The 12,715-nt window shown below is 44.2% G+C and carries 10 protein-coding genes and 1 riboswitch; of the genes, 3 read left to right on the forward strand and 7 right to left on the reverse strand.

The window, feature by feature from the left end; all coding sequences use genetic code 11:
* Positions 1 to 38: 38 nt before the first annotated feature.
* A riboswitch (TPP riboswitch) is annotated at positions 39 to 142 on the forward strand.
* Positions 130 to 786 carry a nicotinamide riboside transporter PnuC gene (gene pnuC, locus FLA_RS26990; protein WP_076376203.1) on the forward strand — a complete coding sequence of 219 codons (657 nt, stop codon included), beginning with the start codon at positions 130 to 132 and terminating at the stop codon, positions 784 to 786. Its footprint overlaps the riboswitch before it by 13 nt.
* Before the next feature lie 26 nt (positions 787 to 812).
* Here pnuC and FLA_RS26995 read toward each other — a convergent pair whose 3' ends face one another.
* The 3 genes from FLA_RS26995 to FLA_RS27005 all read right to left on the reverse strand — a co-directional run bounded on the left by FLA_RS26995 (position 813) and on the right by FLA_RS27005 (position 6,613).
* Entirely contained in the window at positions 813 to 3,530 is a 2,718-nt protein-coding gene (locus tag FLA_RS26995) for a CHAT domain-containing protein (RefSeq protein ID WP_076376205.1), read from the reverse strand.
* Positions 3,531 to 3,554: 24 nt separating this feature from the next.
* The gene (locus FLA_RS27000; protein ID WP_084206038.1) at positions 3,555 to 5,480 is read right to left on the reverse strand and encodes a PKD domain-containing protein; all 1,926 of its coding nucleotides are present in this window, start codon (positions 5,478 to 5,480) and stop codon (positions 3,555 to 3,557) included.
* Positions 5,481 to 5,632: 152 nt separating this feature from the next.
* A complete protein-coding gene (locus FLA_RS27005) occupies positions 5,633 to 6,613 on the reverse strand; it encodes a hypothetical protein (RefSeq protein ID WP_076376209.1) in 981 nt (326 codons plus the stop codon).
* Between the two features lie 226 nt (positions 6,614 to 6,839).
* Here FLA_RS27005 and FLA_RS27010 point away from each other — a divergent pair, with 226 nt between their 5' ends.
* Together FLA_RS27010 and FLA_RS27015 are read left to right on the forward strand one after the other, a co-directional pair.
* Positions 6,840 to 7,343 (forward strand): RNA polymerase sigma factor, encoded by a 504-nt coding sequence (locus tag FLA_RS27010; RefSeq protein WP_231940338.1) that lies wholly within the window; start codon positions 6,840 to 6,842, stop codon positions 7,341 to 7,343.
* 1 nt (position 7,344) lies between these two features.
* The gene (locus FLA_RS27015; protein WP_076376213.1) at positions 7,345 to 8,082 is read left to right on the forward strand and encodes a tetratricopeptide repeat protein; all 738 of its coding nucleotides are present in this window, start codon (positions 7,345 to 7,347) and stop codon (positions 8,080 to 8,082) included.
* Between the two features lie 5 nt (positions 8,083 to 8,087).
* Here the strand turns inward: FLA_RS27015 and FLA_RS27020 are convergent, their stop codons facing one another.
* The 4 genes from FLA_RS27020 to FLA_RS27035 form a co-directional block, all read right to left on the reverse strand.
* Complete coding sequence (locus FLA_RS27020) at positions 8,088 to 8,483, reverse strand: response regulator (protein WP_076376215.1); 396 nt, start codon at positions 8,481 to 8,483, stop codon at positions 8,088 to 8,090.
* Positions 8,480 to 10,015, reverse strand: a complete 1,536-nt coding sequence (locus tag FLA_RS27025; protein ID WP_159445062.1) for a PAS domain S-box protein — start codon at positions 10,013 to 10,015, stop codon at positions 8,480 to 8,482. Before FLA_RS27025 ends, FLA_RS27020 begins: the two co-directional genes overlap by 4 nt.
* A gap of 243 nt (positions 10,016 to 10,258) precedes the next feature.
* On the reverse strand, positions 10,259 to 11,071 hold the full coding sequence (locus FLA_RS27030; protein WP_076376217.1) for a hypothetical protein: 813 nt from the start codon (positions 11,069 to 11,071) through the stop codon (positions 10,259 to 10,261).
* 25 nt (positions 11,072 to 11,096) lie between these two features.
* Complete coding sequence (locus FLA_RS27035; protein WP_076376219.1) at positions 11,097 to 12,692, reverse strand: RagB/SusD family nutrient uptake outer membrane protein; 1,596 nt, start codon at positions 12,690 to 12,692, stop codon at positions 11,097 to 11,099.
* Between the last annotated feature and the right edge of the window lie 23 nt (positions 12,693 to 12,715).

Consider the following 12,715-nt stretch of genomic DNA (forward strand, 5'->3'; position numbering starts at 1 on the left):
TGCCGGTAATTACTTAATTTTGTGCTTCGAACAAGTTTATTATTAACCCGGGGTGCTATAGTTGCCAAACAGCTATGGCTGAGATAAACCCGTTGAACCTGAACAGGGTAATGCCTGCGGAGGAAGTACATGAATTTACAACATTGGATATCGCTCTTTGCGGAGCAGGTACAGAACACGAGCTTTCCGGAATGGATTGCTGTAGCTTTTGGAGTTACCGAAGTTTTATTAGCCCGTAAAAACAACATCCTGCTATACCCGGCGGGTATTATCAGCACCATTATTACCACCTGGTTAATGTTTAGCGTAAAGCTGTATGCAGAGTCGTTGTTAAACGCCTACTACCTTATTATGAGTATTTACGGCTGGGTATACTGGATTAAAAAACGCAACACATCGCCTATCCCGGTTAGTTACACCAGCAAAAAAGAATGGGAAATCACTGCATTGATTATAGGTGTGGGCTGGCTGTTCCTGTTCAGCGCACTTAAATATTTCACCCCTTCTACCACCCCTGTCTGGGATGCCTGGGTTAGCTGCACTGCATGGGCAGGTATGTGGCTGCTGGCTAAACGCAAGGTAGAAAACTGGATACTTTTGAATGTATCTAACCTGTTTGCGGTTCCCTTATTGTTTCACAAAGAGTTGCCTTTAATGGCATGTCTTACCATTTTTCTGTTTGTGGTAGCTATATCGGGCTATTTCGACTGGAAAAAGATTGCCGGTCCCCGGCAGGGTAACAACAACGACGGCGGCACTTTTAGCAAGAAAACAGCATCCGCCTAACTGTTGCTATAATATCAGGTAACCTGCTAAACGGACATTGCTTTTCGCTTTTTATAGAACACGTAGCCTGTTGCAGATAATACACCTGTAACAACTGCTACGCAAGCCAACACATAATACCATAGCCAGGCACTTTGCAGGCGCACAGGTTGCAGGTGACCGCTATATTCAAAAGTGGCCCAGTAGTAAGGCAGTTGCAAAACAGCGTTATCATTATGCAGTAACAGCCACTCTTTTCTTGCGGCATACAGCGCCATTGCTGCATCGGGTTGCCGGGCCAGTTGTTTATAAAACAAGGCCGATAACTCCACAGCAGTGTTGTCGTTCACATTCCACAAACTACCCAGCACGCCACCGGCACCTGCTGCTATAAAACCTCTTTCCAGGCTGTTGACGCCTTCACCTTTGAGCAAAACACCTTCTGCAGTGCCACAGGCACTTAACACCACTATGGCAGGATTAAACCGGGTAAATTGCAAATCGGAAAGAAAAAAAGGCGCGTCGTACAATTGCAACATCGGTTCTGGCTGTGCAGAAGTATGCATGCTCACATGCAATACAGCCGCCTTTGCTATCTCGTTTACAAATGTGGGGTAAGTTGCCAGTGAGTCGAGAAAATACCGGCCTTTAACTTCATTGCTCAGCATATCATACTCCTTTCGGTTATCCAGCATCACCCGGCTTTGTTGCTGATTGATGCCTACAAAAAAACCACTAAGCCCTCCTTGGTGATATACCATGTTTTGCTGGGAGTACCATGTTTGCAGCGAATAGGCTTTGGAAATAACTGCCTGTTTGTACAAATAAGGCCACTGGCTGTAATTGTTACTAAACCTGTCAGCAGTTACCAGCGCATCAAAAGGCAGGTAATTAAACGCGCCATCCGCCACAAGCAGGTAACGCAGGCCTTTTTTCCAGGTGTAGTTAGCAAATACCGCCTGATATATAAATGCGCAATGATGATAAAATGTTTCAGGCGCGTTGAACATGGCCCCAGGGCCGCGGGCAAACCAATGCTGCATAAACTGTACAATAGAATCGCTTAGCAATACCTGGTTGCTTACCCTATGTATTGCTCCTATACCTGTTGTAGTGGCTTCTATCAAATAATGCTGGTTGGCTCCTTCATAAAAAACAAGCGCAACCACATTTTGGGGAATAGCAGCCAGCAAGGTGGTTACCGGCAACTGTTGTTGCAACGCATCTGTTTGTTGTATAGTTTCGCGATGTTCTTTTTGTAATAATGCAAGCTGGTATTCCGTTTGCTCCAGCAGCTTTTGCATGTTTGCGTTATTGCCGGATGCTAATAATTCATGCCGGTAATACGTAATGGCTTGTTGCAACTGCCGCTGTTTACGCTGTACAGAATCGCCTGTTGCCAATAAGGATGTGCCAGCTTTACGGCTTAACCTTTCTTCCAGCAATACCTGCGCTTTTGACAATTCTGTTATCTGTAGCAACTGGTTAGCATATACACGGTTGCCGGTAGCTTCCCATAACGAGTAGGCCAGTGCTACCGCCGCATCGGCCCTGGAGCGGGTTACCGCTATCTCTCTTAACTTGGATGCTGTATAAAAAAACTCCTGCCTTAAAATGTGTTGCGCTTGTAGCGATACCATAAACCATTGCAAGGCATCCTCTTTCTTACCTAAAGCCTGCAAACTTTTGGCTCCTCCTTCCAAAGCATCACCAATAGTATTTTCTCCATATAAACGATCGCCTGCCGGAGGTTGCTGCAAATGGGATTGCCACCCCGGCAGCAGTAACGATAAAGACTGCGTAAAGCAGGCCATTGCAGCATCTGCATGGCCTGTTTGCAGGTATACATTTCCGGCCAGCACCTGTAGCTTGGCTTTTTCGCGCTGGCGGGAAGCAGGATAGTATTGCTGATATAAAGCAATGGCCTGCTGCACATATGCCTGCGCCCGGGCAGGCTGTTTACTGTATAAAGCAATGGTGGCCATTTGCTGTAAAGCGCTTCCATACCAATATACGTGCTGTTCATCCCCTTTATGCAACTGCAAAATGTCCAATGCCCGTTTGCAATACCAGGCAGCGCTGTCATATTGCTGTTGCTCGGTGAGGATATCGGCGTAAGTATTCAATAGTAAACCGGCAATAGCCGTTCCTTTACCTGCCTGGGCCATAGCTTCCCTGCAATAGGCAACTGCCATTACAGAATCGCCTTGCCACCGGGCGCATACTGCCATATTACCCAGCACAGAAGCCACCTGTATCCGGTCGCCCATTTTCTGCGCCAGTGCCAATGTTTTACGATGGATATGTAAAGCCAGCCCATAATCGGCCAGCCGCGTGTAATTATTGCCAAGGGGCTTTAATACGTATTCTATAACCTGAGCATCGGGCAGTGGATAGCTTTCGTAAAAATGCAAGGCATTTTCATAAGCCGAAATGGAACTCAGTATATTTCCGGTTTGTAGCTGGTAATAACCTTGCAGGGCCAACATATCAAACCAGGTAAGCCTTTCGCGATACGTGTGGTAATTGCGCCATGCTTTTTGCGGAAGGTGCATTAATAGCGTTAATCGCTGTGCAGGATTTTCATCTACATAATCCAGTTGCGCATTTATCCACTCTTCCAGCAAATCCTGTTGTTGAAGTTGCTGTAATTTCTGTTGTAAAGCAGGTGGCAGGCTAAGAGAATCGGCTCGGGCCTGTATAGTAAAGCAACAGCTGGCTACCGCTGTTAAAACAACTATTATTGTACGCCAACCATAATGCATGCAGGCCCGTTTGCCTAAAAGTAATTAAAATTTCCAGCTGGCATAGGCCATCAATACCTGGTAAGCCGGATTGGTGTATTGCAGGAAACGGAATCCGATAGACGGCCCTACGCGTACACGCCCCACCTGCACATCGGCAAACAAGGCCCCCCGCCAGGTATCAAAGGAATTAGTAGTGCTGGTTTCTTCTTTATCGGCCAGTGCGGGTGCGCCCTGGGTAGCGGGATCAATTACTGCTCTGTACATCTGGCGCGTGGTTTTATGCAAAGTGGCGCTTACCAGCACACCCGTGCCGGCACCCAGCCAGGAATTAAAGTTATAGCGCAATGATAAAGGCACCACTTCTATAGTGGCCACCCGCACCTTATTATACCGTTCGCGGTAAATCAGTTTGTAATCGCGGTTATCAATGAGCGTATCGCCCCCATCCCTGCGGGCAATAAAATGCTCGTAGCTACTTTGACGCTGTACAAACAACTCCCATTGCCAATAGCGCTTGTAAGGAGCGTATTCAGACAACGTAACACCCAGCGTTGTATTCCTGTTACCAATATCCGGTTTATCGCCAGGCAAAAAGCCATACCCCAGTATTACACCGGGAGATACTCCTTTTTTAAAGCGACCGGTAGACCGGTTGGTGTAAATAGGTTCATTTTTATCAAACACAATAGAAGCGCTGCTTACAAATGACCGCTTTACCATTCCCTTTCCAAAATGAAGTTTATACTTAATATAACCCATGGTTGAATCCGGATCGTTTACTCCATCCTGTAAAGTACCAGGCAGGTAAATATTGGAGAAAACAAACTGCACACTGTCTTTATGAATGATCGTATCTATACAGCTGCCACCTGCATAAGCCGAGTCGCACCAGCGGCAGGCAGGCTTCGATTCCACTAACTCAACAGTTCCCGTATTTAACATACCGGGCACCACTACTGTAACAGCCACTTTTTTAGCCGGACCTTTACCAGTGTTCTGAAAACGTACTTTATATACAATATCCCGGCTTTTACCCGTAACGCGGTAATTCATCCGGCTGTTTTTCAGCATCATTTTGTTAGGATCGTGGGAAGCCACAATAGGCAGCTCCAGGTTAAACCTTTCCATTTCCAGAGCAGGATCGTCGGGTATAAACAAACCTGTGATCGTTACTACAGCATTAGTATCTTTTATCATTTCGGGCAAGGTGTTCAGCTGTAAAAACATAAACCGCTCTTCCTGCTGCTGCACCTGCTCTACCCTGTATACGTTTTGTGTTTGGAAGGTATTGATCTCCTGCTTTAGCGCCTGCATTAATTGTGTTCTTGCCACCGGCTTTTCATAATAGGGTGCTGACGCAGTAAACAAACCAGCCTTCTCCTTTCCATTATCCGGCTGCCAGCCTGCATAGGCCCATAGGGAGTCCATCCCTATTTTACGCTCCTGGTGGTAAGTGCGTGCATCTGCCATATCAAAGCTGCTTTGTGCAAACTGCTTTTCGTTGTATAGCAGCATTACAGAACCATTAACGGGAGTGGATGTTTTTTTATTTCTGTAGCCTAATACCACAACCATATCCTCTCCCGGCAAAGGCATACAATTGGCTTTCATTTCCAATGCGCCCTCCCCGCTAAAAAAAGTGGCAGGTGTGTTAGCCGCCAGTATGGTTTTGGTTTTCACTTTTACAGGGCGTGGCAGGCTGCGGGGCTTTTTACCATCATCGTAATTATTGGTAGCAAATAAACGTATGTTGTAAGTGCCGGTATCTTTATATACGTGCTGCGGCTCTTTCGCAAAACTAAAGCTACCATCGCCCAACTCCCAAAAGTAGCTGTAAAAAGCTTCCGGCGCACCTGCCACCTGCCGTAGCGGCCGCAATACAGCCTGTAGCTTTACACGGTTATCTTCTGTCTGGGCCTGAATTTGTGCCAGAGCCGTATCCGGCGCCTGGGCGGTTACACGTTGCATACAGCAAAATGCAAGGGGCAGCAATAGTTGTGGGCTTAAACGCATATAGTATACTATTCTATAAATATAAGCTAAATGCCAAAACCGGCCTTACGGCCGGTTCGACGTTTTCATAAAGTAAGGGCTCAATCCTTCCCCCCGGAGGATTTTCCTTATTGAATACCGGCCAGGAAGCTGTCAACCTCTGACTGGTCAGCTCTATGTATAGCAGCCTGTATATCCATGTTGGCTGTAATAGTGATGGTTTGTGTACCAAACTGAATATATCCATTGCTATCCTTACCCATAATTACCAGGTCGGCAGTTAAACCAATAGGTAAAGAATTTTGATAAGATTCAAACTTTTGTAAACTGTAGCTGTAAGGCAGCGTAATAACAGTGGCAATGTTTTTAAACACCAGCATCACCTGTAAGTCAGTAACAGTACTGTCATCCTGGAATACGGGAGTAGCCCTGATAGTAGTTTTAGGATTAGGATCGCTGTAAAACCTATCGCAGTTTACCCATGTAAAGCCTGGTAAAGAAAAGCTGTAGCTGTTAGGACCATTACCAAACGGAGCATAAGGAGCGGCTACCCAGGTTAAAGGATTGCCCTGTGGCTGCTGTCCATTCACACCACCTTCTCTTTTTTCCTGCACAAACAGCCCCATGTCTTTATTGTTAAGCACTTTAGGCACCTCTACCATTGCAGCACTATCGGCTTGCCTGTTTACACCCAGTACATTATCGCCTTGTTTAGCCTGCAACAGAAACTCACCACCCGACTCCAGCAGCTGGCCGTTAGATTCCGTCATAACACCTGATAACAGCACATCTTTTTTACTTAATATCTCTTTTAAGGTAACTGTTACGTTGCCACTTACTACATTTCCAAAACCATCAATAAAAGCCCCGGGCTTAAAGGTTACTTTGGTTCCTTTTGCCCCGGTAATGGTAAAGCCTGTGGTGGCGTTACCGGTAAAGCTTTGTGTGGGTACAGTATATTTAGCCAGGAAATCATCTGCTTTTAATGGCGTAGAAGCTGGCAGGTCATTGTTTTTTTTGCAGGCGGCAGCTATGCTGCATATAGCTATAGCTGTAAGAAAATTCTTTACAATGCGATTTGTCATTTTGCTGGTGTTAAACGTTTTCATACAATCATGTTTTAAATGCCTACTCTGTTATCGCTTTTCGGCTACTGCGTTTGCTTGTTCATGAGTATATCAGCAGCACCGTTTTTTTGTTACCCCCTTTTTTCAACTTTTTTTCCATTATTTTTATTGAAACGATCTGTTTTGTACTAAATCATTATTTATCAGCAGCTTAATACATACCGACCAGCGCTATATTACCGCGCTTACTACCAACGATACCGTGGTAGTGAAGGAAATTTATACGCGCTACGCCCATAAGGTGAAGTATTATATATTGGCCAACAGCGGTGATGAAAATGACGCAGCAGATATTTTTCAGGAGGTGCTTACGGATATCTATAACCAGGCTACACATAAGCAGCTACAGCTTACCTGCCCTTTTGAACCATTCCTGCTATTATTATGTAAGCGCAAATGGCTGAATGAATTAAAAAAAAGAGGGCGTAACCCGGTAACAAAAGATAGTGATGATGTATTTATAGGAGAAGATGTATTTGCACAGGCAGAAATAATGCAGCAACAGGAACAAAGACTGCAGGCTTTTTGGGCATGCTTTGAAAAACTGGGCAGCTCGTGCAAAGACATTTTAAAGCACAGCCTGCAAGGTAGTGCGCAGGAAGAAATTGCCGCACAGCTAAAAGTGAGCTACGGCTACCTGCGTAAAAAGAAAAGCGAATGCATGGCGGCATTAACGAAAATGATTTATTCACACTTATCCGGAAAAGAATAATATGGCAAACACATACACATTTGAAGATATTGCCCGCTATACATCCGGAGATATGTCTGCCGAAGAGCAGGCCGCTTTTGAAGCTGCCCTGCCACAACAACCCGAATTGCAACAAAAAGTGGCGTTACACAGGGAGGTGGAACAAACATTACAACAGCAATTTGCTGCCGACCCGGTGAAAGAGCAGCTGCAACAAACCATGCAGCAGTTAAGAGCTGCGCATTTTACAGCGCCTGTATCTAAAGCGAAAGTAGTATTTACCCGTTTTCGTATGGGTGCTATTACAGCAGCAGCGGCAGCTGTTATTGCGGTAATGATATGGCAACCCTGGCAAAAAGATTTGTATAGCAGCTTTGCCCCAACACAGATGGTGGCCAATGTAGAAAGAGGAGATAATACCGATAGTTTACTACTGCAAGCTACCACTGCTTTTAATAAGGAAGATTATGCAACAGCAGTTACATTATTGCACAGTGTAACACAACTGCAACCGCAAAACAGTTTTGCACAGTTTTATTATGCAGTAGCATTGACACATATCAACAATATGATAGCAGCCCGGCCGGTGTTCACTCAATTGTATAGTGGAAATTCAGCCTTTAAATATGATGCGGCGTTTTATATGGCACTGAGCTATATAAAAGAAAAGAATACGAAAGAAGCAGGTATATGGTTACAGAAAATTCCGGTAGACGCGGTTATTTATGCTAAAGCACAAAAGCTACTTCAACAATTGTAATACGGCTAAGCAGATAAAATTTGTTTCAGGTTTTCAAAGTTCACAGGCTTTACTATATAGTCTGTTACCTCTGAATAGTTCTTTGCCTTTTCCATATCATCCTGCCTGAGTGAAGAGCTTACTACGTATACAGTGATCTTACGGCTAAGAGTGGGTGTCATTTTTACAAAGTTGTCTAAAAACTCCCAACCATCCATTACAGGCATATTAATGTCTACCATAATTACCTCCGGAAGCAAATCGCTGCATGCTTTCCTGGGATCCAGGTAATCCAATGCTTCTTCGCCGTTTTTAAAGGTTAGCACATCGCTGCAGAAATCGTAAAACTGAATCAGTTTTTTAACGCCGAATACATACACCTGGTCATCATCGATAATGCAGGCCATCTGTTTTTTACTCATGAAAGAAATATTTTAAAAGTAGCACCTTTGTCTACCTCGCTGATCACTTCAATTTTTCCGCCCATAGCTTCCACCTGGTTTTTGGTAATGAACAGTCCCACTCCTTTGGCATCTGCATTACCATGAAAGGTATTATACATGCCAAACAGCTTTTGCCCATAACGCGCAAGATTAATGCCAATCCCATTATCCGTAATCTCTAACACCTTTCTGCCCCCTTCTTCATGGTAACTGACCTCTACCACAGGCAACCTGTTGGGATGCCGATACTTAATAGCATTTGATAAACAATTCAACAAAATACTCTCCAGATAAGCCGGGCTGTAATTGATGGTTACTTCGGCCGGCACATTATTGATAATTAAAGCTTTGTGCAAGCCTATTTCGCCTGCCATAGCTTCTGTAGCTTTATGTATATATTCCCTTAAATACAGCACTGTACGCTGCTTTTTTATATTGGCCTGGATGGAAATAACGTCATTTAAATGCTGCATTGTCTCGCTTAACTGCGCCGATACCTTTTTTAAATGCTCCATTAGTTCCTGCTTCTCTTCTTCCGTCTTGGTCTCGTCAATGATATACAATAGCATTTCCAGGTTACCGGTGTGCGTGCGCAGATTGTGTGATACTATATGCGCGAAATTAGTGAGCCGCTTATTTTGCTCACTGATAATGTCCAACGTTTGTTTTAATTGTATCTCTTTCTCTTTGGCTTCCGAAATATCTGCATGTGTGCCTAATACCCGTAGAGGTTTGCCATCTTCTGTCCACGAAATAACCTTACCCCTATCCAGCACCCATTTATACGAACCATCCTTACACATAACTCTATGCTCGTTGGTATAGATGGTAGTTTTACCCATAAAGTGCGCATGCATATCGGCAAAATACCTATCCTTGTCATCAGGATGCACACGTTTATCCCATTCTGTACAGGAGTTGCCCATTTCATTTTCTGTAAAGCCCAGCATCGCTTTGCATTGTGCTGAGTAAAACACCTCTCCTGTTTGCACATTCCAATCCCATATACCATCTCCAGAACCTTCTAATGCAAACTGCCAGCGCTGTTCACTTTCTTTATAAGCTTCCTCTACTATTTTACGGTCGGTAATATCTTCTATCTGTGATACAAAATGCAGCACGTTGCCTTCCTCGTCGCGCACCAGCGATACGTTCAGCAGGCCCCATACAATGCTGCCATCTTTATGAAAATATCTTTTCTCTATCTGGTAATATTCCCGCTTGCCTGCCACCAGTTCGCGCAGCAGTAACAAATCGGCTTCCAGATCGTCAGGATGTGTAATATCCTGGAATGTAATAGCATATAATTCATCCTTCGTGCAACCCGTAAAGTCGCACAGGCGTTTGTTTACTTTAATCCACCTTCCCTGAGGAGAAACAATAGCCATCCCAATAGCCGAATACTCGAATGCGCCCCGGAAACGTTCTTCACTTATTTTCAGTTCGTCCTGTATTAAGCGCTCACGTGGCTTATCTCCTTTTTCGCTTATATAGTTGTAATCGCTTTCCATGCAACATGAGGTAATCATATAGATTACAAAGGTCTTAACACTGTGGAAATTATACGATTAGAATGCTATTAATAAGCCTGCCGGATATTAATAACACATTAAAGAAACACTATATTACACCCTATATAAAAATGGCTGCTTTTACCCGGAAAAAAGGGTAAAAACGGCCATTTCCTTCCCAAATATCTTTCACTTTTCCCGGTTTGCAGCAGAATAAACCGGTTTCGCGTAAACTGCCGGTTGCTATTGCTTTAATTTAAACTTAAAACCGATATAACAAACGCCATCACCCGGGTTGGGCTTATCTCTTATTACCCCCAGCACCATACTGCTGGCAGACATGGCTAAAATTTTAGCTTCTCGCCAGTTGCTTACGTTTTTATAATAATCGCCGCCATACAACATTTCACAACCCAATAATTTCACTTTCATATTAACAAGATCCAGATCAAACTTGCCGGTGCAAGTTTGTGCCACATTAGAAGCATCGTACAAGATACGTTGATAGTTTTTGGCATTGTTTAAATCAAATGTCATAGATCCATAATCCTTATTAGGCATTACCCACTCATTACCAACATAATCAGGATGCCATACCCAGTCGTCGCCACTACCTTTACCATAATCCATACCATACCAGCCTACAGGAGCCGACATATCCAACACCCATGTTTTTCCGTTTTGTCCGCCGGTAAGGTATTCCCATTGGGGATCGGTGATAGAAGACAGATCAGTACTGGTTACCTTAATAGTTACAGAGTCACCGGCTACAAAACCACCAGGCGCACTTACCGAATATTTAATAATATAAGAACCGGAAAAAGGCAGCACGATGGTATCATTGGCCAGCGTAGAAGTACCGCCATCAAAATCCCAATAAGGAATAGTACCTGGTGTTAAACTTTTCAGGTATACCGTGTTATCATGTCCCTGTTGCTGTGTAACACTGAACTTCAAGGCAGAAGGCTCCAGCTCCGCAGGCAGATCAAATCTCTTTTCAGCAGGTGAACAGGCTGCTATAACAGCTACTGTTAACAACCAATATAATTTTTTCATGGCAAATCATTTTGAATAATAGGTATTATTGAATCCAGCCGGGGTTTTGAGTAATAGTGCTGTTGCTCTGGTCTATCTGAGTTTGTGGTATAGCAAACAAACCCTGCGTTTCCGCCCGGAACGTTACATTAAAATCATCTCCTGTTGCATTATCAATCGCTTGCTTGGCAGCCGTAGTACCCTGGCGTAAAAGATCCCAGTAACGCATGCCCTCCAACGCCAGTTCTAAACGGCGTTCTTCTAAAACCAGCTTTACACCTGCCGCATCGCCTGTAAGTATTTTCCGATGTGTGATGTCATTTTTAAAGGCACGGTCGCGCACCCTGTTATAATAGAGTTGTGCCTTTCCTAAATCGGATAACAGGTTTAGCTCGGCTCCCATTAACAACACATCAGCAAAACGAATTACTACATAATTATCATAGTTATCAATCTGGAAATCGCCGCCATTATCATCGGGCTTGTTCTGCACTAAAGGTGTATACTTTTTCCAGAAATAACCAGTGTACTGGAACTGATCGCTGGAAGGCGTAAAATCAATCCCCTCTTCTGCTATGGCCATAAAAGAAGCTTTGCGACGAATAGAGTCGGCAGCTTCATAGGCATTATATAATTTAGGGCTTACCGTGGCACTGCCCCAGCCTTTGTAGTAATACGAAATACGATCTATACCACGCAACCCTACCATCACCTGCACCCGGTTGCCATTCTGCTGATCCCAGTTGGCCAGGCCCTGGTTGGTGTATTGAATGGTAAACACGCCCTCTGCATTGTTTTGCCCGCCAAAAGCAACGCCTGAAGAAACAGCTGATGCGCGGAATAAACTGCGATAGTCTGTTAACAGGTTATGCCCGCTGATGTTAATAACATCATCAATGGCGGTAATAGCATCCTGTTTTGTGCAAGCTCCTGGTATCTCCGTTTTACCATAGTAACCTGTGTAATACAAAAACACCCGGCCCAGCAATGCTTCTGCCGCCCACTTGGTTACACGGCCATACTCTGTAGCAGGTATGGCACTAAACGCCTGGGCACTGGCGGTAAGCAGACTGGCCGATGTTTTTAAATCTGATGCAATTAAAGCGTACACACTATCAGGGCTTGCCTGCGGTATATAGTAGTTATCGCCCTCTATAGGTTCGGTTAGCAACGGCACATGTCCGTACATACGGATAAGATCAAAATAAAAATAAGCACGTAAAAAATGGGCTTCTCCTATATACCTGGTCTTTAAAGCAGCCTGCGATCCAAAGTCAATACCCTCTATTTTTTGCAGCAGTACATTGGCTCTGAAAATACCATAATAGCATTTTTTCCAGGCAGCCTTTCCATGATCATCCCAACGTTCAAACCGATCTACCTGTCGTTGACCATTATCAGCCAGACCACCACCGCCAAAACAGTTGTCGGAAGCTATTTCTGCAGCCAGCCATATATTACCAAAGCCATCCCAGTTTAATACACTATAAGTAGCCACTAATGCACTGTAAGCATCCTGGGGTGTTTTATAAAAGGTTTCTTCCACCTGCTGATCTTTGGGTGTTCTTTCCAGGAAATCTTTGTTACAGGAAACGGTGGCCATTCCTGTCAGTATCAATAAAGAAAATAATACCTGTTTCATATCATCAATATTTTAACCGGTTA

Source organism: Filimonas lacunae, assembly GCF_002355595.1.
GTDB lineage: Bacteria > Bacteroidota > Bacteroidia > Chitinophagales > Chitinophagaceae > Filimonas > Filimonas lacunae.

Coding starts and splice junctions, on each gene's coding strand:
- pnuC (WP_076376203.1), top strand. CDS start 130: ATGAATTTACAACATTGGATATCGCTCTTTGCGGAGCAGGTACAGAAC.
- FLA_RS26995 (WP_076376205.1), bottom strand. CDS start 3,530: ATGCATTATGGTTGGCGTACAATAATAGTTGTTTTAACAGCGGTAGCC.
- FLA_RS27000 (WP_084206038.1), bottom strand. CDS start 5,480: ATGCAACGTGTAACCGCCCAGGCGCCGGATACGGCTCTGGCACAAATT.
- FLA_RS27005 (WP_076376209.1), bottom strand. CDS start 6,613: ATGAAAACGTTTAACACCAGCAAAATGACAAATCGCATTGTAAAGAAT.
- FLA_RS27015 (WP_076376213.1), top strand. CDS start 7,345: ATGGCAAACACATACACATTTGAAGATATTGCCCGCTATACATCCGGA.
- FLA_RS27020 (WP_076376215.1), bottom strand. CDS start 8,483: ATGAGTAAAAAACAGATGGCCTGCATTATCGATGATGACCAGGTGTAT.
- FLA_RS27025 (WP_159445062.1), bottom strand. CDS start 10,015: ATGGAAAGCGATTACAACTATATAAGCGAAAAAGGAGATAAGCCACGT.
- FLA_RS27030 (WP_076376217.1), bottom strand. CDS start 11,071: ATGAAAAAATTATATTGGTTGTTAACAGTAGCTGTTATAGCAGCCTGT.
- FLA_RS27035 (WP_076376219.1), bottom strand. CDS start 12,692: ATGAAACAGGTATTATTTTCTTTATTGATACTGACAGGAATGGCCACC.